General features: G+C 73.7%; 20 protein-coding genes. 6 read left to right on the forward strand and 14 right to left on the reverse strand.

All coding sequences use genetic code 11. The features are described from left to right. Positions 1-24 precede the first annotated feature (24 nt). Positions 25-1,194 carry a lactate 2-monooxygenase gene (locus AC0VYN_RS14220; protein ID WP_475536297.1) on the reverse strand — a complete coding sequence of 390 codons (1,170 nt, stop codon included), beginning with the start codon at positions 1,192-1,194 and terminating at the stop codon, positions 25-27. Between the two features lie 348 nt (positions 1,195-1,542). Here AC0VYN_RS14220 and AC0VYN_RS14225 point away from each other — a divergent pair, with 348 nt between their 5' ends. Beyond that, positions 1,543-1,977, forward strand: coding sequence for a protease inhibitor (locus AC0VYN_RS14225; protein ID WP_475536298.1), 435 nt, complete (start codon positions 1,543-1,545; stop codon positions 1,975-1,977). Positions 1,978-2,146: 169 nt separating this feature from the next. Here the strand turns inward: AC0VYN_RS14225 and AC0VYN_RS14230 are convergent, their stop codons facing one another. The 9 genes from AC0VYN_RS14230 to AC0VYN_RS14270 all read right to left on the reverse strand — a co-directional run bounded on the left by AC0VYN_RS14230 (position 2,147) and on the right by AC0VYN_RS14270 (position 11,653). Continuing rightward, complete coding sequence (locus AC0VYN_RS14230) at positions 2,147-2,407, reverse strand: CDGSH iron-sulfur domain-containing protein (protein WP_475536299.1); 261 nt, start codon at positions 2,405-2,407, stop codon at positions 2,147-2,149. After that, complete coding sequence (locus AC0VYN_RS14235) at positions 2,388-3,032, reverse strand: HemK2/MTQ2 family protein methyltransferase (RefSeq protein WP_475536300.1); 645 nt, start codon at positions 3,030-3,032, stop codon at positions 2,388-2,390. The genes AC0VYN_RS14230 and AC0VYN_RS14235 overlap by 20 nt, the downstream gene beginning before the upstream one ends. Positions 3,033-3,062: 30 nt before the next feature. Next, positions 3,063-4,094 (reverse strand): iron-containing redox enzyme family protein, encoded by a 1,032-nt coding sequence (locus tag AC0VYN_RS14240; protein ID WP_475536301.1) that lies wholly within the window; start codon positions 4,092-4,094, stop codon positions 3,063-3,065. A 63-nt stretch (positions 4,095-4,157) separates the two neighbouring features. Continuing rightward, positions 4,158-4,340, reverse strand: coding sequence for a hypothetical protein (locus AC0VYN_RS14245; protein WP_475536302.1), 183 nt, complete (start codon positions 4,338-4,340; stop codon positions 4,158-4,160). A 64-nt stretch (positions 4,341-4,404) separates the two neighbouring features. Further along, positions 4,405-5,418 carry a Ppx/GppA family phosphatase gene (locus AC0VYN_RS14250; protein WP_475536303.1) on the reverse strand — a complete coding sequence of 338 codons (1,014 nt, stop codon included), beginning with the start codon at positions 5,416-5,418 and terminating at the stop codon, positions 4,405-4,407. 68 nt (positions 5,419-5,486) lie between these two features. Next, entirely contained in the window at positions 5,487-8,309 is a 2,823-nt protein-coding gene (locus tag AC0VYN_RS14255; RefSeq protein ID WP_475536304.1) for an NHLP bacteriocin export ABC transporter permease/ATPase subunit, read from the reverse strand. A gap of 1 nt (position 8,310) precedes the next feature. Continuing rightward, complete coding sequence (locus AC0VYN_RS14260) at positions 8,311-10,533, reverse strand: NHLP family bacteriocin export ABC transporter peptidase/permease/ATPase subunit (protein WP_386920644.1); 2,223 nt, start codon at positions 10,531-10,533, stop codon at positions 8,311-8,313. Further along, complete coding sequence (locus AC0VYN_RS14265; RefSeq protein ID WP_475536305.1) at positions 10,530-11,336, reverse strand: biotin/lipoyl-containing protein; 807 nt, start codon at positions 11,334-11,336, stop codon at positions 10,530-10,532. Before AC0VYN_RS14265 ends, AC0VYN_RS14260 begins: the two co-directional genes overlap by 4 nt. A gap of 101 nt (positions 11,337-11,437) precedes the next feature. After that, on the reverse strand, positions 11,438-11,653 hold the full coding sequence (locus AC0VYN_RS14270) for a type A2 lantipeptide (RefSeq protein WP_475536306.1): 216 nt from the start codon (positions 11,651-11,653) through the stop codon (positions 11,438-11,440). A 569-nt stretch (positions 11,654-12,222) separates the two neighbouring features. Here AC0VYN_RS14270 and AC0VYN_RS14275 point away from each other — a divergent pair. The 3 genes from AC0VYN_RS14275 to AC0VYN_RS14285 all read left to right on the forward strand — a co-directional run bounded on the left by AC0VYN_RS14275 (position 12,223) and on the right by AC0VYN_RS14285 (position 16,565). Continuing rightward, the gene (locus tag AC0VYN_RS14275) at positions 12,223-13,491 is read left to right on the forward strand and encodes a S1 family peptidase (protein ID WP_475536307.1); all 1,269 of its coding nucleotides are present in this window, start codon (positions 12,223-12,225) and stop codon (positions 13,489-13,491) included. A 325-nt stretch (positions 13,492-13,816) separates the two neighbouring features. Further along, positions 13,817-16,258, forward strand: coding sequence for a SpoIIE family protein phosphatase (locus tag AC0VYN_RS14280; RefSeq protein WP_475536308.1), 2,442 nt, complete (start codon positions 13,817-13,819; stop codon positions 16,256-16,258). A gap of 124 nt (positions 16,259-16,382) precedes the next feature. Continuing rightward, positions 16,383-16,565, forward strand: coding sequence for a hypothetical protein (locus AC0VYN_RS14285; RefSeq protein WP_475536309.1), 183 nt, complete (start codon positions 16,383-16,385; stop codon positions 16,563-16,565). Between the two features lie 109 nt (positions 16,566-16,674). Here the strand turns inward: AC0VYN_RS14285 and AC0VYN_RS14290 are convergent, their stop codons facing one another. Then, positions 16,675-17,259, reverse strand: coding sequence for an isochorismatase family protein (locus AC0VYN_RS14290; RefSeq protein ID WP_475536310.1), 585 nt, complete (start codon positions 17,257-17,259; stop codon positions 16,675-16,677). 97 nt (positions 17,260-17,356) lie between these two features. Further along, positions 17,357-17,818 carry a MarR family winged helix-turn-helix transcriptional regulator gene (locus AC0VYN_RS14295; RefSeq protein ID WP_386920636.1) on the reverse strand — a complete coding sequence of 154 codons (462 nt, stop codon included), beginning with the start codon at positions 17,816-17,818 and terminating at the stop codon, positions 17,357-17,359. Positions 17,819-17,911: 93 nt separating this feature from the next. Here AC0VYN_RS14295 and AC0VYN_RS14300 point away from each other — a divergent pair, with 93 nt between their 5' ends. Continuing rightward, positions 17,912-18,412, forward strand: a complete 501-nt coding sequence (locus AC0VYN_RS14300) for a metallophosphoesterase family protein (RefSeq protein WP_475536311.1) — start codon at positions 17,912-17,914, stop codon at positions 18,410-18,412. Positions 18,413-18,674: 262 nt separating this feature from the next. Here AC0VYN_RS14300 and AC0VYN_RS14305 read toward each other — a convergent pair whose 3' ends face one another. Beyond that, positions 18,675-19,940, reverse strand: a complete 1,266-nt coding sequence (locus AC0VYN_RS14305; RefSeq protein WP_475536312.1) for a YncE family protein — start codon at positions 19,938-19,940, stop codon at positions 18,675-18,677. Between the two features lie 193 nt (positions 19,941-20,133). Between AC0VYN_RS14305 and AC0VYN_RS14310 the strand changes: the two genes are divergently transcribed. Beyond that, positions 20,134-20,802, forward strand: coding sequence for a TetR/AcrR family transcriptional regulator (locus AC0VYN_RS14310; protein WP_475536313.1), 669 nt, complete (start codon positions 20,134-20,136; stop codon positions 20,800-20,802). A 26-nt stretch (positions 20,803-20,828) separates the two neighbouring features. On the opposite strand, the gene AC0VYN_RS14315 is transcribed toward AC0VYN_RS14310, so the two are convergent. After that, complete coding sequence (locus tag AC0VYN_RS14315; RefSeq protein ID WP_385466670.1) at positions 20,829-21,194, reverse strand: nuclear transport factor 2 family protein; 366 nt, start codon at positions 21,192-21,194, stop codon at positions 20,829-20,831. Positions 21,195-21,307 lie beyond the last annotated feature (113 nt).

Consider the following 21,307-nt stretch of genomic DNA (forward strand, 5'->3'; position numbering starts at 1 on the left):
GCGGTCCCGCACACCGGCCGGCGCTCAGGCGGACTCCTCGACGAGGTCGGCCGGACCGGGTGTGGTGGGGGAGGCGTGTCCGGACAGGGCGAGCGTCAGGTCCAGTTCGGCGAGCAGGCAGCGGATCACGTGCTCGACGCCCGCCTGCCCGTCCAGGCCGAGGCCGTAGACGTACGGGCGGCCCAGCAGCACCGCCCGCGCGCCGAGCGCGAGCGCCTTGAAGACGTCGTCGCCGGTGCGGACGCCGCTGTCGAACAGCACGGTGAGCCGGTCGCCGACCGCCTCCGCCACGCCGGGCAGCGCGTCGGCCGCCGCGATCGAACCGGCCACTTGACGCCCGCCGTGGTTGGAGACCACCACGCCGTCCATCCCGGCGTCGGCGGCGAGCCGGGCGTCGTCCGGGTGCAGCACCCCCTTGAGGACGACGGGGCCGTCCCAGTTCTCCCGCAGGAACGCCAGATCCGGCCAGGTCTTGGCCGGGTCGGAGAACATGCCGACGAAGTGCATCACCGCCGCGTTCGGGTCCTCGTGCACCGGCTTCGCCAGACCCGCCCGGAAGGCCGGGTCGGAGAAGTAGTTGGCGGTGCCCACGCCGTGCAGGAAGGGCAGGTACGCCTGGTCCAGGTCGCGCGGGCGCCACGACAGCAGCGGGGTGTCCAGGGTGACGAAGAGGGCCGTGAACCCGGCCGCCCGCGCCCGGCCGAGGAAGCTGCGGGCCACCTCGCGGTCCTTCGGCCAGTACAGCTGGAACCAGCGTTCGGCGTCCCCCATGGCCTCGGCGACCTGCTCCATCGGCGTACTGGACGCCGAGGACAGCACGAACGGCACGCCCTGCGCGGCGGCGGCCCGGGCGGCGGCCCGCTCCGCGTCCGGATGCATGATCGACAGCACGCCCACCGGCGCCAGGGCCAGCGGGGCCGGCAGGGCGCGCCCCAGCACCTCGACCGAGAGGTCCCGCTCGTGCACGTCCCGCAGCATCCGCGGCACGATCCGGCGTCGCTCGAGGGCCCGCCGGTTGGCGCGGGCCGTGGAGCCGTCGCCCGCGCTGCCCGCGACGTACCCCACGGGGCCGGGGCCGAGCCGGTGCCCGGTCAGCTCCTCCAGCCGGGTCAGGTCGGTGGGCAGCCGCGGCACCGCGCCCGTCATCCCGTTCAGGTAGATCTCGTACTGGAAGTCCGCCCAGTGCTTCGCCATCCGTACGTCCCGCCTCTCGTCGTCCAGCCAGCGCGCCGCCAGCACCCTACGCGCGGGTGGGACAGGGCTGATCCGGCGGGTGGGGGACTGTTTCGGGAGTGTTTCCGGCCTATTGGCGAAAGCGCGGATCACGTCATCCGGCCAGCACACATGATCAAGAACTGCCCCGTTCCGGACTTGGAACGTTCTAATTCCGTGACTTCCCGCCACTGATTCAACACGCAAGGTTACTGAAATCCGTGGGGTCGATGTGTCTTTCGGCGGCGGACTCGGCAGACTCGCGCTCGCCGTCCGGCACCGACCGGGCCGTACGGCACCACCCTCCAACCGAGCGGAAGGATGCACACAATGCGGAACACCGCGCGCTGGGCAGCGACTCTGGGCCTGACGGCCACCGCCGTCTGCGGGCCCCTCGCAGGGGCCTCGATCGCCTCCCCGGCCACCGCCCCCGCGTCGCTCTACGCCCCGTCGGCCCTGGTGCTGACCGTGGGGCAGGGAGAGAGCGCTGCCACCGCCGCACCGCTGCGCGCCGTCACCCTGACCTGTACGCCGACGGCCGCCGGCACCCACCCGGCCGCCGGCCCCGCCTGCGCGGAACTGCGCGCCGCGGGCGGCGACTTCGGTGCGCTGGCGGGCGACTCCGATGTGCTGTGCACCCGGCAGTACGCCCCGGTCGTCGTCACCGTCGACGGGGTCTGGCAGGGACGGCGCGTGTCCTACGAGCGCGCCTACGCGAACGAGTGCGTGAAGAACGCGGGCAGTACGAGCGTCTTCACGTTCTGAGAGACCGGGACCGCGCGGTCCACGCGACGTGACCGGCTGCTCGCTGCTGGGGAGTGCGAGCACCGCCGCGTGGACGGTGCCGGTCCCGCACCGGGGACGGCGGACGGAGTGGGGCCGTCCGCCGTTCCCCGGCACCCTCACCCGTCACCGTCACCCGTGACCGTCACCGTCACCCGTGACCGTCGCCGTCACCCGTGACTCGGCCCTCGTCGGGCGGCCCGTCGCCCCGCCCGGACGACCGCGCACGGTGGCTGGTGTCGCACCAGGGGTAGCGCCGGCTGCGGCGGCAGGTGCACAGGGCGACCCGGAAGCGGTCGGAGGACACCGTCGTGCCGTCCTCCAGCTCGATCTCCACCGGCCCCTCCACGAGCATGGGCCCGCGGCGCTGGACGGTGATCCGGCGGGGCGGTTCAGACGGGGAGTTCGGCACGGACGACCACCAGCTCCTCCTCGTTGTCGGCCTGGGACAGCAGGCCCCGCTGCCGCAGCCAGTGCTCCCGGCCGCGGACCACGGGGCCGAAGGCGATCCGCTGCCGCCTGGTCACCGCGGCCTTCAGGCCGGCGTCCCGCAGAAGCGCGACCGTCCGCTCGGGGTCACTGAGCGCGGACTGCACGAGCAGCAGCACCCCGCCGGGCCGCAGCAGGGCGGGCGCCTCCCGGCAGATCCGGTCCAGCACCAGCCGCCCGTCGTGGCCCGCGTCCCAGGCCCGGGCCGCCCCGCGAGGCCGGCGCCCGGCGCCCGGCGCCGGGACGTACGGCGGATTGGCCAGGACGAGGTCGAACGCCTCGCCCCGTACCGGAGTGAAGAGGTTGCCGCGCAGGACCCGGACGCGGGCGCCCACCCGCGCCGCGTTCAGCCGGGCGGCCCACACCGCACGCCGTGACACGTCCACCGCCGTGACACGGCCGCCCCGCCGGGCCGCCGCCAGCGCCAGGGCGCCCGAGCCGGTCCCCACGTCGAGCACGGCCGCGCCCGGTGGCAGCGACTCGTCGGACAGCGCCCCGACCAGCAGGGCGGTGTCCTCCTGAGGGGCGTAGACGCCCGGTAGCACCATGAAATTCACGAAACCCACGTACCCCCGCAGTCACGAAATATGGGAGGTTCGGGCGGGCTCGCGGGGCACGCCCGCCAGGGGAGTGCGCAGGGACGACCGCCCGGCCCGCCAGTCGGCGAGCAGCCGGTCGGCGAAACGGTCCTCGAGGTGGCCGGTGGCGTCGATGCCGAAGACGACGTCCGCCGCGAGCTGGGGTTCCTGCTCCAGCAGGCCCTCGATCACCTCGTGCCGGACGATCTGCTCGTGCACGGCGTCGGCCTCGACGTGCTCGTCGTAGAAGTGCTCGGCGGCGGGCCCCGCACCGGTACGGCGCATCGCCTCGGCGAGCCGCCGGGAACCGGGCGACGAGGTGATCTCGACCGCCGCGAAGTGGCCGACCAGGGCGCCGCGCAGCGCCCGGTGCAGACCGAACAGGGACATCATGTTCACGGTGGCCAGGCACTCGGCCGAGGCCGCGTCGAGGTGACGCCCGTACGTCGTGTCCAGCCCCAGGTCCGTCATCAGGTCGGCGAACAGCCGGGCGTGCACCCGGTCGGCGCGGCCGCCGCCGTACTCGTCGAACTCCACCGCCGCCATCGCCGCCTTCGCGCGGCCCCACAGCCGCGGCAGCACCCACGCGTGCGGGTCGGCCTCCTTGAGGTGGTACAGGGAGCGCTGGGCCGCGTACTCCCGCAGGTGCCACAGCTCGCCCTCGTCCCGCAGGAAGTGGCTGACACCCTTGCCGTCGACGGGCTCGACCAGCAGCGCCCCGACCGCGTCCGCCACACTGTCGTGGACCGGTGTGTCGGCGCGCAGCGCGGACAGGAAGCGGTCCTCGAGCGCCGCCCGGGTGCGCAGCAGGCCGGGGTCCCACTCGAGGCCGGAGGACACGCCGGCGAAACCGCGGTAGTGCAGCTCGTAGCACTGGTACAGGGCGAGCTGCAGGTCGTCGCCGTACGGTGACGCGGCGGTCACGTCCTCGGGGCGGGGCAGGGGGCCGGTGCCGAGCAGATACGAGCCGACGGCCGCGGAGAGCGGGCCCCGGGCCGTCGGCAGCTGTGGTTCTTGGCGGACGTTCTCCATGCGTCGCGGGTACCCGGGACACGCCGTCGCATCCGCGCCGCGCCGGGCACCCGTGCCGCCGCCCTACTCCTCGCCGGACTGCTCCTGCGCCTCGACGTTCGGGGAGGTGGCGTCGCCCGCCTCGCCCCGGTGCCGCCGCTCCCCGGCGGACTCCGGGTCCCGGGTCTCGGCCTCCTCGATCTCGCGCATGACCTCCTCGACGGCCGTCTCGGGCTGCTGGTGACTGCGGTCGTGGTCGTGGGACACGAAGCGCTCCTCTTCTCGTTCGGTTCGGTGCTGCCGCCGGCCCCGTCCGGGGCCTGCGGCGGTGTCAGTCCGCCGCGGACGCGATGCGCAGCGGCACGGGGCCGGGGGCGGCGGGCTCCTCCTCGTCGCGGCGGACGACCTCCGCCCACCAGGACGGCCCGTCCTCGATGTGCCGCAGCAGGACGCCCTCACGGATCGCCCAGGGGCACAACGTCACCGACTCCAGTCCGGTCAGTTTCATCACCGTGTGCCCGACCACCGCGCCCGCAAGGCTCTGTGCGGCCCGCGGAGCGGAAATGCCGGGCAGACGGGCCCGCTCGGCCGCGGGCAGGCCGGCCAGCCGGCCCACCGCCTGCTTGAGGTCCGCGCAGGTCATGTGCCGTTCGACGAAGGGGCCGTGCCGTCCGGGCAGAGCCCCGCACAGCCTCCCGAGCTGCTGGAACGTCCGCGAGGTCGCCACCGCGGTGCGCGGCCCCTCCCAGCGGATCCGCGCCGCCACGTCCCGCAGCTGGTGCCGGACCGCGCGGCGCAGGGCCCGCAGCTGCTCCGGCTGCGGCGCGTCCTGGCCGCCGGCGAGGAACTCGTGGGTCAGGCGTCCCGCGCCCAGCGGCAGCGAGGCCACGAAGTCGGGCAGCCGGCCCCGGCCGAAGGCGACCTCCAGCGAGCCGCCGCCGATGTCCAGCAGGGCGAGCGGTCCCGACCGCCAGCCCATCCAGCGCCGGGCGCCGAGGAAGGACAGCTCGGCCTCCACCTCGCCCGGCAGGGTGCTCAGAGCGACCCCGGTGCGGGTCCGGACGGTGTGCAGCACCTCCCGGCGGTTCGGCGCGGCCCGCACCACGGCGGTTGCGAAGGCCAGCGGGCCGGCCGCACCCCAGCGGGCCGCGGTGCGGCTCGCGTCGGCGACCGCCGCCACCAGCCGCTCCACGGCCTCCTCGGGGACCGGAGCACCCGGCGGGACCTGCTGGGACAGCCGCAGGCGCCACTTGGCCGTGTGGACCGGCAGCGGAACGCCTCCCTTGGCGTCCGCCACCACAAGCCGGACGGTGTTCGACCCGACATCCACCACACTGATTCGCATGAAGGCGCAGGTACCCACTCAGGGGCCGGTCCAATGGTGCCCCGGCCGGGCACCTCCGGACCGGAGGCTCAGGCCAGCTGCCGTCGCACCAGCTCGTGCAGCCGGCCACTGGTGTCCGCCAGCAGCTCGGCCGGCGGACCCTGCTGGGCGACCCTGCCGTCCTCCATCACGATCACGCGGTCGGCGTCCAGCACCGTCGTCAGACGGTGGGCGATGACGATCCGGGTGGCGTTCAGCGCCTTGGTCGACTCGATCACCGTGCGCTGGGTCTCGTTGTCCAGGGCGCTGGTCGCCTCGTCGAGGAACAGGACGCGGGGCCGGCGGATCAGCGCCTGCGCGATCATCAGCCGCTGCCGCTGGCCCCCGGAGACCGCCCCGCTGCCCGAGACGATGGTGTGCAGGCCCATCGGCATCCGCTTGATGTCCTCGGCGAGCCCCGCCATCTCGGCCGCCGCCATCGCCTCCTCGGGCGTGTACGGCTCGGTGCCGCAGATGACGTCCAGGATCGAGCCGGTGAACGGCTGCGCGTGCTGGAGCACCACACCGCACTGACGGCGTACGGCGGACTGGTCGAGGGCGGCCAGGTCCTGGCCGTCGTACAGGACGCCGCCCGACAGCGGGCGGTCGAAGCCGATGAGCAGCCGGAGCAGGGTCGACTTGCCGCAGCCGCTGGGCCCCACGATCGCCACGAATTCGCCCGGCCGCACCGCGAACGACACGTCGTCCAGGACCAGCGGCCCGTCGTCGGAGTACCGGAACGACAGCCGCCGCGCCTCGATGGCCCCGGACAGCGGCCCCGGCCGGGTGCTCCCGGTGCGCACCTCGGGTGCCGCCTCCAGCACCGGCTTGATCTCCTCGAACAGCGGCAGCGCCGCCACCGCCGACACGAACGCACCGGTGAGCTGGGTGACCGAGGTCAGCAGCATCGTCACCGAGGTGTTGAAGGTGAGGAAAGCAGCCGCCGACATCGAGCCGCGGGCGGGTCCGGCCAGCAGCATGAACATCAGCAGCGTGCACAGCGGCAGGTACACCGCGCCGAGCACCGCGTTGAGGTTCTTGATGCGCCCGGCCCGCTGCTGGAGCTCACGGCTGTGCGCGAACCGCTCCGCCCAGGCCGCGTAGGCGTAGTTCTCGGCCGCCGCGACCCGCAGCTTGGGCAGTCCGCGCAGGGTCTGGAAGGCCTGGTTGTTCAGCTTGTTGGTGAGCCGCACCAGCCGCCGCTGCCAGCGCACCTGCCACAGCCCGAGGCCCAGGAAGACGCCGGCGACGACCACCAGCATGCCGATCGCCGCGAGCGCCATCGGCACGCTGAACCAGAGCAGCAGCCCCAGGTTCATGGCCCCGACGGTCACCGACTGGGCCACCGTCGGACCGACCCCGGCGAGGAGTCTGCGGATCGCGCTGATGCCCATGGCCGCGCTCGCCAGCTCACCGGTGGAGCGCTCGGTGAAGAACCGGGTCGGCAGCCGCAGCAGCCTGTCCCACACGGCCGGCTGGAGGGTCGCCTCGATACGGCCCTCCAGCCGCAGGATCGTGAGGTTCTGCAACAGCGTGAACGCCGCCGCGACGACACTGCTCAGCATCACCGCGAGACACACCTGCACGATCAGCCCGGTCTGGGCCTTCGGCACGAACTCGCCGAGCACCTTGCCGGTCGCGACCGGCACCAGCGCGCCGATCGCCACCGTCACCAGCCCGGCGAGCAGCAGGCCCGCCAGGTCACCGCGCGTGCCCCGCAGACAGAACCGCAGCAGCCCCAGCGGACCGAGCCGGCGCTCGGGCAGCGGCCGGTAGAACATCACCGCGCGCGGCTCGAACTCCTCGGCGTTGGCCTTCTCGACCGGTGTCTCCCGGCCGGTCGCCGGGTGGACGGCCACGTAGCCGCCGCGCCGCCACAGCAGTGCCACCGGCGCGCCCGAGAGGGCACGGTGACCGACCAGCGGCCCGACGTCGTCCCGCCACCAGCGGCCGTCCAGCCGTACGGCCCGGGTCCGGACGCCGGAGGCGAGGGCGATCCGCTCGACCGGGTCGAGCCGGTCGCTCTCGGTGCTGTTCTGCGCGGGCTCGGCCAGCGTGATCCCGGCCGCGCGGGCGACCAGCGCGCAGGCCGCGTGGGTGGCGTCGGTGTCGGCGGCCGTGGCCCGCTTGTCCGGCCGCCTGCCGATGGAGGCGAGCAGTGTCCGGTCGGCCCGGGCGCGTACCGCCTCACCGGCCTTGATACCGGCCGCCGTGCGCGTCTCGTGGCTGCGCTCCAGCTGCTCGATCCAGCGGTCCAGGGTGGTCAGCAGCCGGTACTGCTGGTCGACCATGCTCTGCCACAGCGCGGGATCCATCAGCAGGTCGGCGGCCGCCTCGTCGCCGTACACGGCGCCGTACTGCACGCTGCCGGGCGGGACCTGCATCCAGAAGACGTCGTCGTCCGTGGGGGCCGCCGCCCGTTCGGAGGCCATCGGCGCCTGGAAGAGGATGGCCAGACTGCGCCCGACGCCCAGGGCGAGCGCGTACTCCAGCGGGCTCGTTGTCGGCGGCACGTACCGCGGGTTGCCGTACTCGTCGTACGACCAGGTCTGCGTGTGCGCCGGCTGGTACAGCTCGCGCAGCCCGATGCGGTGCACCACGCAGTCCCGCAGGGGCCGGGCGACCAGTGTGTGCTGCGGGCCGGCCACCGGTCCGAGCAGCACCGAACCCGCCTCCAGGCGGCCCAGGTGGTGCCAGTGTCCCTGCTGCCCGGCGTCCACCGCGAACAGGTCCACCGCGCCGGACACGACCAGCCAGAGCACCTGGGGGCCCTCCAGGTCGAGACGGGTGAACCCGGCGCAGTCCACACGCGTGCCCAGGGAGCCGAGCGCGCCGAGGACGAGATCGCCCTGCCCTTCGTGCACCGTCGTCATCTCACCGCTCCCCGACCAGCGCCGCGTACGCCCCGCCGCGCGCCACCAGTTCCTCGTGCCGCCCGCGCTCCACGACCGTGCCGTGCGCCAGGACGACGATCTCGTCGCTGTCCCGCACGGTGCTCAGCCGGTGCGCGATGACCACGCACGCGCAGCCCCGCCGGCGCAGGTTGTCCATCACCACCAGCTCGGTCTCCGCGTCCAGCGCGCTGGTCACCTCGTCCAGGACCAGGATGCTGGGCCTGCGCACCAGCGCCCGCGCGATCTCCAGACGCTGGCGCTGCCCGCCGGAGAAGTTGCGGCCGTCCTGCTCGACCCGGCTGTGGATGCCGCCCGGACGGCGCATCACGACGTCGTACAGCGCGGCGTCCCGCAGCGCCTCCACCACGGCGTCGTCCGGCACCGAGGGGTCCCACAGGGCCACGTTGTCGCGCACCGAGCCCTCGAAGAGGAAGACGTCCTGGTCGACGAAGGAGACGGAGGACGCCAGCGCCCCGCGCGGAATGTCCTCGAGGCGCTGCCCGTCGATGCGGATCACGCCCTCCCACGGGGTGTACAGCCCGGAGATCAGCCGGGACACCGTGGACTTGCCGCTGCCCGAGCCGCCGACGAGGGCCACCTGCCGCCCCGGTCCGACGGTCAGGTCGAAGCCGGTCAGCAACGGTTTGTCGAGGGGGCTGTAGCCGAACGAGATGTTCTCCAGCTCGACATGGCCGTGCAGCCGGCGCGTGGAGTCGCCGCCGCCGGGGCGGGCGTACAGCGGGTCGGTGCGGAAGTTCTCCACGTCCTTCAGCCGGGCCACGTCGGCCGCGAAGTCCTGGATGCGACCCGCGACGCCGTTCAGCCGGGTCAGCGGGGCCGTGAAGCGGGTGACCAGCGCCTGGAAGGCGACCAGCAGACCGATGGAGATGTGCCCCTCGACCGCCCGCATGCCGCCGATCCAGAGGATCAGCGCGCTGTTGACCGTGGCGAGCGTCGGCGCGACCACCCCCAGCCAGGCACTGGGCACCCCGAGCCGCTGCTGCTCCTCCAGCGTGGTGGCGTGCTGCCCGGCCCACTTGCGGAAGTAGCCGTCCTCACCGCCGGTGGCCTTCATCGTCTCGATGAGCTGAAGACCGGTGTACGACGTGTTGGTCAGCCGCGCCGTGTCCGCCCGCAGCTTCGCCGTCCGGGTGGCGCGCAGTCTGACCACGACCCGCATCGCGACGATGTTGAGCAGCGCCACGCCGATGCCGACGAACGTGAGCTGCGGGTCGTACGTGTACAGCAGCACGGCGTACAGCACGACGACGATCGCGTCGACACCCGCCGCCGCCAGGTCGCGGGCCAGGGTCTCGGCGACGGCGTCGTTGGACTGCAGGCGCTGCACCAGGTCGGCCGGGCTGCGCTGCGAGAAGAACGTCACCGGCAGCCGCAGCAGGTGCCGCAGGAAGCGGGCACTGGAGAGGGTGGAGGAGATGATGCGGCCGTGCAGCAGGTTCGCCTGCTGGAGCCAGGTCAGCACCACCGTGAGCAGGACGCACGCCGCCATGGACGCGAACAGCACGCCCAGCAGCGAGGTCTGCTTGCCGATCAGGAACATGTCGATGTAGGTGCGGCTCAGCGCGGGCACCGCCGCGCCCACCGCCACCAGCAGCAGGCTCGCCAGCACGGCCGCCGGCAGCGTGCCCGCGGTCCCGCGCAGCCGGGCCGGCATCGCGCCGAGCACGCCCGGCCTGCGGCCGCCCCGGGCGAAGTCCGGGCCGGGCTCCATGGTCAGCACGACCCCGGTGAAGCTGCCGTCGAAGTCCTCCAGGGACACGAAACGGCGGCCCTTGCCCGGGTCGTTGATGAACACCCCGCGCCGGCCGAAGCGCCGGCCCATGCCGTCGTAGACGACGTAGTGGTTGAACTCCCAGAACAGGATGGCGGGCGCCGTCACCTCGGCGAGGGCGGCGAGATCCATTTGCATGCCCTTGGCGGTGAAGCCGTAACCGCGTGCCGCCTTCAGGAGGTTGCTGGCGCGCGAGCCGTCGCGGGAGACGCCGCAGGCGATGCGCAGCTCCTCCAGCGGGACGTGCCGGCCGTAGTGGCCGAGCACCATCGCGAGGGAGGCGGCGCCGCACTCCACGGCCTCCATCTGGAGCACGGTGGGGGTACGGACGGTCTTCGCCCGGCTCCTCGGCACCTTGCGGCTCGGCGGGGCGGCACGGCGTCTGCCCCGGGTGTCGGTCGCGGTACTCACGGCAGCAGCCAATCGACGGGACGCTGCCCGGACAGCCGGATGGAGCCCGTGGCCGGCGTCATGGAGGTCAGTTCGAAGGGCGGCCCGTCCGCGGACGACCACGCGTAGCCGCTCTTCGTGGACGACGAGGTGTCGAGGCGGACCGTCACGGCCACCGGCCGGCCGTCCTTCGTCAACTGCTCGCCGAGCTGGCCGTCCCCGAGGAACGCGCCGATCGACTGGGCCGACTGGGCCGAGCGGTCCACCGACTTCACGTGGCCGTGCAGCACCCCGAACTCCTGGGCCGGCACCGACTGGACGGTCAGGTCGACCGGGGCGTCGGCGGGAATGGCCCCGGCGTTCTCGGCGGGGACGTAGACGGTGGCGTACAGCGGGTCGCCCGCGTGGGCGACCTTCTCGATGGACGCGACGTTCGCGCCGGTCCCGATGATCTGGCCGACGGAGGCGGCGAGCGCGCTGACGCGGCCCGCGTCGAGCGAGCGGACGACGGTCTCGCCCTCCGCGGTGCGGACCTTCAGCACGGGCGAGTCGGCGGCCAGCCGCTCACCCTGACGGACGAGGACCGCGGTGACCTGGCCGGACACCGGGCTCTGCAGGACGTAACTGCCCTGCCCGTGGGTCAGGACGGCGGGCGCGCCGACCGTCGAGGCCACCGAGCCGGTCACCGCCCACACGGACGCGGCGGCCATCGCGACGACGGTCACGGACAGCACCAGCCAGCCCTGCGGGCGGGCGAAACGCACCGGAAGGTCGAGCTCCTCCGGTGACTGGAGTTTGGCGAGGGCCTGTTGGCGGAACTGCACGTCGGACGTATCCCAGGAGAGCGCGAAGAAACCGTCGGGAAACCGCCGAAAAGTCCCGGAGCCGGGTTACGGCTCCGGGACTCAGCGGCACAAGGGCGCGATCAGAGACCGGCGACCAGGTTGGTGACCGGGGCCGTGTTCAGGCCGGTGACACCCTCGACGGTGCCGACGGCCGTGTTGAGCAGACCCGAGACCGGGGCGATGCCGTCCACCAGACCGGTGACGGTGCCGACGGCGTTCACGTTCAGACCGCCGGAGACGTTGTCGAGCTCGGCGTCGGAGATCTCGACGGTCTCGACACGGGGGGTGGAGTTCATGATGGAACTTCCCTTCATATAGCCAATTCACAAGGGGGGAGCGGCCCCCTCTGGGGACAGATGACGGCCGCGACCGCGGCGACCGGGGCGCCCTGGTTCCGGAGCCCTCCGCGGCCCCCGCGGTGCGATGGATCAAAGCACGCGGCCGGTCGGCCCTTCCAATCAATCACCCCTCCGACCTGGACACTTGCGACGCCGGGGCGCCGATACGTGCAGGACCGCGCACGTCTTCGCGGCGACTTCTTCACACCGGGCGGGTCGTCGGGCCGTCCGGCCCCTTGTCCGTGCCGCCGCGAATCCGGCACTCCTGCCCCAATGGCGTGCCCGGCATCCGTGGCTTGTGGAGAACGGCCGGTCGGGGTGACCGGGTTGGGCAATCGATGTGCAGATTCCCTGAAGGCGGGATTCCGCTCCGCGAGTTCGACGCAGCGTCACCGCCCGGACGCGGAATGTGGTGAACCGGCGGGATTGAACGGCCCGTGCGGCCCGTGCGTACCAACAGCCGTCCAGGCGCCCCCCCGACAGCTGCCCACCGGCGGCACGGACCCCGTCCCAGGAGGTCGAGAAGTTTGAGTCACAAGCGAATCCCGAAGCGCAGGGCCGCGATGGCGGCAGGTTCAGTGGTGGCGCTCGGCGCGGCCGCCCTCCTGCTGCCGCACGCCAACGCCTCGCAGGACGGCGATGGTTCCGGCGCCACCGCCGCGGCGCCGCGGACACTCAGGGCGGCGGACGCCTCGGACCTCGCCGCACGGCTCCCCGGACTGCTCGGCGACGCCTTCGCCGGCTCCTACTACGACGCCGGCAAGCGGCAGCTCGTCGTCAACGTCGTGGCCGGCGGTGACGACGACGCCGCCGCGCGGGCCGAGAAGGCGGGCGCGGCCGTCCGCGAGGTGGACAACAGCATGGCCGAACTGAGCGCCGGCGCACGGACGCTGAAGACCGAGGCGACGATCCCCGGCACCTCGTGGGCCGTCGACCCCCGGACCAACAGGATCCTCGTCACCGCGGACCGCACCGTCACCGGAGCCGCGTGGGACCGGCTGGAGTCCACCGTCGAGAGCCTCGGCCCGGGCACGGCCACCCTCAAGAAGTCCGGCGGGGCGTTCACCACGTACGTGTCCGGCGGGGACGCCGTCTTCGGCGGCGGCGCGCGCTGCTCGCTCGGCTTCAACGTAACCGCGGGGGACGGCTCGCCCGCCTTCCTGACGGCCGGTCACTGCGGGGTCGCCGCCGCGCGGTGGTCCGACGCGCAGGGCGGGCAGCCGATCGCCACCGTCGACCAGGCGCTGTTCCCCGGCCGGGGCGACTTCGCCCTCGTCAGGTACGACGACCCCGCGACCGAGGCGCCGAGCGAGGTGAACGTCGGGAACCGGACTGTCGCCATCACGGGCGCTGCGGAGGCGACGGTCGGACAGCAGGTCTTCCGGATGGGCAGCACCACCGGACTGGCCGACGGGCAGGTCCTCGGCCTGGACGCGACCTTGAACTACCCCGAGGGCACCGTCACCGGCCTCATCCAGACCGACGTGTGCGCCGAACCCGGGGACAGCGGAGGCTCCCTCTTCACGCAAGACGGCCTGGCGATCGGCCTCACGTCCGGCGGCAGCGGCGACTGCACGGTGGGCGGCGAGACCTTCTTCCAGCCGGTCACCGCGGCCCTGGAGGCGGTCGGCGCCTCGCTCGGCGACACCGGCGCGGCGGGTGGAGCGGACGCCGGCGGCGGCGACGCGGTGGGCGGTGCGGGAGCCGGCACGGGCGAGCAGGCCGGCGGTGAGGACTCCGGTGCCGGTGACGGAACGGGGGTCGCCGACGCCGGCGCACGGCATGAGGACCGCTGACCCCGGGCCGGTCACGGCCCGGGGCCGCTGACGCTCGTGACGGCACGGGGTCCGGCGGGGTGGACCGGTCGCGGCCCGGCGTGGACCCGGTGACATCTGCTGGCCCCGCCGCCCCGCGCGGCCACACGGACCCGGTCCGGCCCTCCGGGGGGAGGGCCGGACCGGCGCACGCCCCGCTCAGGGACGCCCCCGACCGGCGCGGCGCCCCCGCGCATCCCCGACACCCCCGGCCCACCCGCGGGGCGTGTCCCTCTGTCCCGGCAGGATCGCGGGTTCCCCGTTCGCAGGGGCTGCGCGGCCGTCCCATACGCGCTGTAATGGCGACGTGGTCGGAGAGGGCGCTGCGGAACGCGGGACGAGAACGCTGCGTGCCGAGGGTGCCCTGAAGGCCGTCGCGTCCGTCCCGGACCGGGGTGGGCGACTGCGCCGCGTCCTCGAACAGGCGCTCGTGTTCGGCGGGGCCGCCTTCGCCGCCGTGTACACGCCCGGCGAGGACCGCGAACTGCTCTGCCTCGCCGAGTCGGTCGGTGTGCCGAGGACGCTGTACGGCGTGCGCGACAGCTATCCCGCGGACGGCGGCTCCCCGGTCGCCGACGCCCACCGGGCCGGTACCGCGGTGTGGCTCGGTCCCGCGGAGTTCGCCGGGTCCGCCGAGTCGCGGCACGTGCCGTCCAGCGGCTTTTCCCTCGCCGCCCTGCCCGTGCCCGGTGACGGCGGCTGTCTCCTCGCCCTGACCGAATGCCCGGGCGGCTTCGGCCCCGAGGACCGGGCCTGTCTGCGCCTGGTTGCCGAGGCCGTCGTCGGCCCCGCCCCGCCCGTCGCCGCCGAGAGCCGGGAACTGCGGCCGGACGCGTTCTCCCTGGCCATGGACACCGGCCGGGTCGAGGTCGGCGACGACATCCTGCGGCTGTTCGACCTCGCCCCGGGCGACTTCGACGGGAGGGTCGAGACGCTGCTCGGCCTGACCGTGCCCGAGGACCTGCCCTCCCTGATGTCGGTGGTGGAGGCCGGCCACATGACCATCGGGGACCGGGAGCTGGAGTTCCGGGTGCTGCGGCCCACCGGCCCGCCGAAGTGGCTGCGGCTGCGGGGGCGTCTGCTGCCGGGCGGCGACGGACGGCCGGCCCGCCTCGTCGGCACCGTCGCCGACGCCTCCACCCTGCGCCCCGACGTGACCGACGTCGCCCGCGTGCAGCGCCTGGCCGCCGCGCTCGCCACGGCCGGCACCGTCCGGGACGTCAGCCAGGCCGTGGTCGCGGCCCTGCGCAGGCCCCTGCGCGCCGACCGGATCGCCCTGGCCGAGCTGGAGAACGACCGGCTCGTGGTCACCGTCCTCGACCCGCCCGAACCGGAGTCGTGGCCCGAGCTGTGGCGGCTGGAGTGGCGCACCGAGTGGCCCGACGCGCCCGTCCGCGCCATGCCCACCCTCGCCTCGGCGCTGCGCGAGGGCCGCGCCCGGATCTGGCCCGCCGGCACCGCGCTGGAACCCGCGCTCGCCGACGTCGGCCCCGGCGGCCTGGCCGTCCTGCCGCTGCCGGCCGCGGGCCGTACGGCCGGCGTCTGCCTGATCGGCTGGGACTCCCCGCACGACTTCGGCCCCGACGAGCGCGCGCTGCTCACCGCCTCCGCCGGTCTGGCCGGACAGGCGCTGATGCGCGCCCACGCCTTCGACGCCGAGCACGAACTCGTCGGCATGCTCCAGCGCCAGCTGCTCCCGCGCCGCCTGCCGGAACTGCCCGGCGCGGTCGCCGTCGCCCGCTACCTGCCCAGCACGGCCGGCCTGGAGCTCGGCGGTGACTGGTACGACGTCATCCCGCTGCCCGACCACCACGTCGCCCTGGTCATCGGCGACGTCCAGGGCCACAGCGCCGGCGCCGCCACCCTCATGGGCCAGATGCGCACCGCCCTGCGCGCCTACGCCGTCGAGGGCCACCCGCCCGACGTGGTCGTCTCCCGGGCCAACCGGCTGCTGACCGACATGGGCACCGACCTCTTCGCCACCTGCGCCTACGTCGACCTGGACATGGAGGAGGGCTCCGCCTGGTGCGTCCGCGCGGGACACCTGCCACCGGTGCTGCGCCACCCCGACGGCACCACGGAGATCGCGGAGGCCGAGGGCGGCCCGCCGCTCGGTGTGGTGGCGCAGGCCGACTTCCCGATGAGCCCGCTCCGGCTGCGGCCCGGCACCCTGATCGCCCTCACCACGGACGGGCTCGTGGAGTCCGCCGACGCCGACATCGACGAGGGCATGGACCGCTTCGCGCACGCGCTGTCCGTGTCCGATCCCGCCCACCTCGGTCTCCTCGCCGACGCCCTGCTCGGCAACGCCCCCCGCAGCGACGACGTCGCCCTGCTGCTGGTGCGCTACGACGGCATGGAGACGCTCCCGCGGCGCGAGACGTGGACGGTGTGGCGGCTGCCCGAGGCCGTGCGGCACGCCCGTCGCTTCACCGGCCGCACCCTGCGCTCGTGGGGAGTGCCGGCGGCCGACATCGACGCCGTGCTCCTGGTCGTCTCCGAGCTGGTCACCAACGCCCTGGTGCACACCGGCGGCGCGGTCCGGCTCGACCTCGTGCTGGTGGGCGGCCGGCTGCGCGTCGCGGTCGCGGACGCGTCGCCGCGTACACCCGTGAAGCCGACCAGCATCGGCTGGGAGGCCACCGGCGGGCGCGGCATCCTGCTGGTCGAGGCGGTGTCGGCGACGTGGGGGACTCTGCCGGTCAGCGGCGGCAAGCAGGTCTGGAGCGAGATCGCGCTGGGCGGCTGATCCCGCACCCCCGGGCCGTCCGGTGGGCAGGCCGGCCCGGGAAGGAACAAGCGCCCGTTTCACCGGCACATGTCCGGGGACCCGAAGGAGATCCGCACCGGACACAGAAGGAAGATGATGCCCCGTGATCGCGGACACCAGCGAGAAACCCGTCGTCCGCCGTTTGGAGACGGGCTGGTCGACGGCCCGCCGCCTGCGCGGCGAGGGTGGCGCCATGCGCACGTGGGTGCCGGCCGTCGACGACGGCGACGTCCCGCGCACACCGAAGGCGGGCCAGGAGTCGAACATCGTCAGGGGTGAGGACTGACCGCACCCCGGGACCGAAGATCGTCGATGCGCCGGCCGTCGTGCCGGCGCGGCCCGTGTCCGGGCCCGTCCGTCTGCCGCCCCCGTGGAGGCGCCACACCGCTGGGGTCTCAGCAGTGGGTCTTGGCCAGCAGCTCCAGGATCTCGGCCGTGGTGCCGGTCTCGCCCAGCCGCGGGAAGATCCGCTCGACACTGTTGCGGTGGGCGTCCACGTCCATGTCGCTCATGGCGTCGGTGGCGAGCGTGACGTGGTAACCGTGCTCGTGCGCGGCCCGGGCGGTGGACTCCACGCCGATACTGGTGGCGATGCCGGTCAGCACGATCTGGGTGACGCCCCGGCGGCGCAGCGCGACGTCCAGTCCGGTGCCGTGGAACGCCCCCCAGTTGCGCTTGGTGACCCTGATGTCACCGGGGTGACCGGCGAGCTCGTCGACCAGGACGTCCCAGCCCTCGGGCCGGGGCCCGCCGGCGCCGCCGACGTCGGTCCGGCCGGGCACGGCGTCCGCCCCGTCCGCGGCGAAGGAGACCCGGACCAGCACCACGGGCAGGTCCCGCGCACGGAAGGCGGTCGCCAACTCGGCGCTGCGGGCCACGACGTCGGAACCGGTGCAGGGGCGGGTCGGCGCGGCGACGATGCCGGCCTGGAGGTCGACCACGACGAGGGCGGTGCGGGGGTCGAGGGCGGTGACTGCCATGGGGGAGGGCCTTTCGGACGGTCGGGTGGTGCGGGTTGCTCGGGTGGACGCGCTCCGGCGGACGCGGGTGCGACGGTCCGCCGGACAGGGCCCGGGGTCACGGCCGGGTCAGCCGCTCCAGCAGGGCGAGTGCGTCGAGGACCGTGTCCCGTTCCGCGGCGGTGCACCGGTCCTGGAAGGCCCGGGCCAGCCACTCCTCGCGGACCTGCCGGTTGTCCTCGGTGCGGGCGCGGCCGGCCTCGGTGAGGGTGACGAGCTGGCGTCGGCCGTCCTCCGGGTCGGGGCTGCGGCGGATCAGTCCCTGCTGGTCGAGGGCGGCCAGCGTGGCCGCCATCGACTGCGGCCGGACGCCCTCGGCGGACGCCAGTGCGCTGGCGGTGGCCGCACCGTGCTTGCCGACCAGCGTGAGCGCCGACACCTGGGAGGGCGTGAGGTCCTCGTCCCGGGCGACCTCCCGGATGCGCCGCCGCAGCCGGCTGAAGACGACGTGCAGCTCGCGCGCGGCACGGGCGGCGGAGTCGGAGATGCCCGCGGCGGGCCCCTCGGCGTCGGCTTCCATGTCTCCACGGTAGGTTCGACAGGTAGGACTGTCCAGTTCTGCCTGAACAGTTTTACCTGATCATTCAGGCCGCCGTGCCGCTAGGCTGGATCCGTGCGTCTGCTGCTCATGTCCGACACCCACCTGCCGAAGCGGGCCAGGGAGCTGCCCGCGCCCCTGCTGGCGGAGATCCCGCGGGCCGACGTCGTCCTGCACGCGGGGGACTGGGTGGACACGGACACGCTCGGCCTGCTGGAGGCGCGCAGCCGGCGGCTCGTCGCGGTGTACGGCAACAACGACGGACCCGGGCTGCGGGCCCGGCTGCCCGAGGTGGCCCGCGCCGACCTCGGTGGTCTGCGCTTCGGCGTCGTCCACGAGACCGGCGCCGCCCAGGGCCGGGAGGCACGCTGCGCCGCCCGCTTCCCCGACCTCGACGTGCTGGTCTTCGGACACAGCCACATCCCCTGGGACACCACCGCCGGCACCGGTCTGCGGCTGCTCAACCCCGGATCGCCGACCGACCGGCGCCGCCAGCCGTACTGCACCTACATGACCGCCACGACCACCAGCGGACGTCTGGAGGACGTCGAACTGCACCGCCTGCCGCGCCGCTGACCCGCATCGCGGGCGGCGCTCGGCCGCGTCGGAGCACTGGGGAAGGGCAGCGCCCGAAGGACGCTGCCCTCTACGTGCCGGGTCGCTCCGTGTCGGGGGGAAGCGGCCCGGGCGCTACGAGTGTGCGCTGTCACGGACCTCCTTCCGTCACGAGTACCGCGGAGGTCATGCATGCCTCGTTCGATGCCGGGCGACTACCCCTCTGCGCGCGGCTCACACACGCGGGCCGGGGGACTTTTTCCGCAGCGGGCCCGCGTGCCGGTCAGCCGGCCGACGGCCCGGTCCAGCCGGCCGTGACATGGCCCAGCCTGACCCGCTGCGGGTGGTCGCCGACCGGGACGGAGACCGACTTCTCGCCGGTCGCGAAGTCGATGGCGGTGACCTGGTCGGCACCGCTCTCGGAGATCACGCAGTGGGTGCCGTCGCCGCTGACCGTGGCCCAGTACGGCTTGGCGGCGCCGACCAGCGGGCCCTCCTTCAGCGTCGTACGGTCGACGACCGTCGCATAGTCGTCCATCGTGCCCGCGACGCAGATCCTGGCGCCGTCCGGACTCATCGACAGGCCGTGGTGCCGCGAGTCGTTGACCCAGGTGGTGCGGTCCTCGCTCGTGGCGGGGTTCTTCGGCAGGGTCTTGGTCCGCGTGATCCGGTCGGTGGCCAGGTCGTACTCGAAGAAGCCGTTGAAGAAGGAGACCTGGAAGTACAGGGTGGACTCGTCGGGCGAGAACACGGCCGGCCGCACGGCGTCGGAGTAGTCTCCGAGACCGATCGCGTCGAGGCGCTCGCGCATGTCGATCACCTTGACCTGCCGGAACGTCGTCGCGTCCACGACGGTGATGCGCCGGTTGCCCTTCGTCCAGTCCAGCCAGGGGGCGTCGAGCGCGGTGTTGACGTCGCCGATGGACATGTTCCAGATGTACTTGCCGTCCCGGGTGAAAATGTTCTCGTGCGGCTTGTCCCCCGTGCCGAAGGACCCGACCTGCCGGCCCGTGCCGATGTCCAGCACGTGCACGGTGTTGGACGTGGAGGCCGACACCGCGACGCGGGTGCCGTCCGGCGAGACCGCCATGTGGTCGGCACGGTAACCCGACACGGGGAAGCGCCAGTTGAGGCGCCCCGTGGCGAGGTCGATGGACACCACGTCCGCGAAGCTCGGCCGGGAGACCACGACCGACCTCCCGTCCGGTGTCGAGTACATGTCGTCCACGAACTGGTCGTGTCCCTCGCCCACGCTGTTGCGGATGGCCTGGAAGTAGATCCAGCGGATCGGATCGGCGTTGATCTCGGCCATCCGCTGCGCCTTGTCCGGGACGACGCCGATCCGGCCGATCCGCGCGAAGTCGCCGGTGGACGCGATGACGTCGGCGGTGCCGTCCCAGTTGTTGCCGACGAACATCACCTCCCGCAGCGCGGCGGGGGCGTCCGGGGACGCGGCGCCGGCGGTCGCGGTCGCGCTCGCGGGAGCGGCGAAGGTGAGCGCGAGGGCGGCGGCCACGGAGCAAAGGTGCCTGGGTCGGGGAACAGGCATGCTGCTCTCTCCTCTGAAGGTGGGGCGGGGCGGGGGGGAGCGCGCGACGGCGCGCGGAATCTGAACAGAGCCGCTTTCAGAGTGAACTTACTGAAAAGTAAGGAAGGGATGCCCCGCTCCACAAGACCGCGTACACGACAAAATTGAGCCCGGTGCGGGAGGGCGGCGGAACCGGGCGGGAAGGGGCACGCGGGTGGCGGGCAGGTTCAGCGGGCCGACGGGCCGCTACGGCGGCAAGTCCGCCGCGCAGCGCAAGGCCGAACGGCGCCACCGCTTCCTGGACGCCGCGCTCCGGCTGTTCGGCGACACCCCCGGCTACCGCGCCACCACCGTCGCGGCCCTCTGTGAGGCCGCCGGCCTGTCCACCCGCCAGTTCTACGAGGAGTTCCGCACCCTGGAGGACGTCCTCGCCGCGCTCCACCTCCAGGTCAACGCCTGGGCGGAGGAAGCCGTCCGGGCCGCGGCGGCCCAGGCGACCGGCCTGCCGCTCGCCGAACGCGCCACCGCCCTCTTCCGCGCCTACGCCTCGAACGTCACCGCCGACCCGCGCCGCATCCGCATCACCTTCGTCGAGATCATCGGCGTGAGCCCGCGCCTGGAGGAACAGCGACTCGCCCGCCGCGCCCGCTGGATCGACCTCATCCGCGACGAGGCGGAATCGGCCGCCGCACGCGGCGAGGCGGCGACCCGCGACTACCGGATCGCCGCCACGGCGTTCATCGGCAGCGTCAACGGACTCCTCCACGATTTCAGCGCCGGCCGGGTGGACGCGACGCTGGACGAGGTCGTCGACGAACTGGTCCGCCAGCTCCTGTCCATACTCCGGCCGCCCCACTGGCCCCCCGGCGACCGGGGGACCTGAGCGGGGCGGGCCCCGGGGTGCCCCGGCTACTCGTCCCAGGCCTGGATCATGGTCTGCCGGACGATCTTCCCGTCCCGCAGCGACATCATCGACTCCGCCAGGACGCGGACGCCGTCGGGATAGGCGCAGGACTCCGTGTAGGCGGCCTGGTCGCCCTGGACGACGCAGTTCTCGAGCCGGTGCGTCATGTCGCGGCTGTAGACGTCGTCGAGCATCTCGGCGATCTCGTCACGGCCGTGCAGGACCTTGGGACTGCTGGGCTGGGCGTACCGGTCCACGATGTGGATCTCCGCGTCGTCCGCGTAGAGCGACAGAAGGGCCGCCGCCGTCTCTTCCTCGATGCCCCGGCGCAGCGCTTCGGTGTCGAAGCCGGGGCTTGTGCTGGTGCCCATGACGACCTCCTTCGAAGGTCGCGGCCCGACCGGGAGCGGGCCGCTGAGGGCCTCTCCTTCGAGCGTCCTCCGCCGGGACGGCTCCGGCAAGCGCTGCCGGCGCATCCCGGCAC

The sequence above is a fragment of the Streptomyces sp. 63XJN7_1_ISO-PGPR-S23-121 genome, assembly GCF_056173025.1.

What these genes read in the sequence shown, in the direction of transcription:
- AC0VYN_RS14220 (WP_475536297.1), bottom strand. Translation starts at nt 1,194, where the DNA reads ATGGCGAAGCACTGGGCGGACTTCCAGTACGAGATCTACCTGAACGGG.
- AC0VYN_RS14225 (WP_475536298.1), top strand. Translation starts at nt 1,543, where the DNA reads ATGCGGAACACCGCGCGCTGGGCAGCGACTCTGGGCCTGACGGCCACC.
- AC0VYN_RS14235 (WP_475536300.1), bottom strand. Translation starts at nt 3,032, where the DNA reads ATGGTGCTACCGGGCGTCTACGCCCCTCAGGAGGACACCGCCCTGCTG.
- AC0VYN_RS14240 (WP_475536301.1), bottom strand. Translation starts at nt 4,094, where the DNA reads ATGGAGAACGTCCGCCAAGAACCACAGCTGCCGACGGCCCGGGGCCCG.
- AC0VYN_RS14250 (WP_475536303.1), bottom strand. Translation starts at nt 5,418, where the DNA reads ATGCGAATCAGTGTGGTGGATGTCGGGTCGAACACCGTCCGGCTTGTG.
- AC0VYN_RS14255 (WP_475536304.1), bottom strand. Translation starts at nt 8,309, where the DNA reads ATGACGACGGTGCACGAAGGGCAGGGCGATCTCGTCCTCGGCGCGCTC.
- AC0VYN_RS14270 (WP_475536306.1), bottom strand. Translation starts at nt 11,653, where the DNA reads ATGAACTCCACCCCCCGTGTCGAGACCGTCGAGATCTCCGACGCCGAG.
- AC0VYN_RS14290 (WP_475536310.1), bottom strand. Translation starts at nt 17,259, where the DNA reads ATGGCAGTCACCGCCCTCGACCCCCGCACCGCCCTCGTCGTGGTCGAC.
- AC0VYN_RS14295 (WP_386920636.1), bottom strand. Translation starts at nt 17,818, where the DNA reads ATGGAAGCCGACGCCGAGGGGCCCGCCGCGGGCATCTCCGACTCCGCC.
- AC0VYN_RS14305 (WP_475536312.1), bottom strand. Translation starts at nt 19,940, where the DNA reads ATGCCTGTTCCCCGACCCAGGCACCTTTGCTCCGTGGCCGCCGCCCTC.
- AC0VYN_RS14315 (WP_385466670.1), bottom strand. Translation starts at nt 21,194, where the DNA reads ATGGGCACCAGCACAAGCCCCGGCTTCGACACCGAAGCGCTGCGCCGG.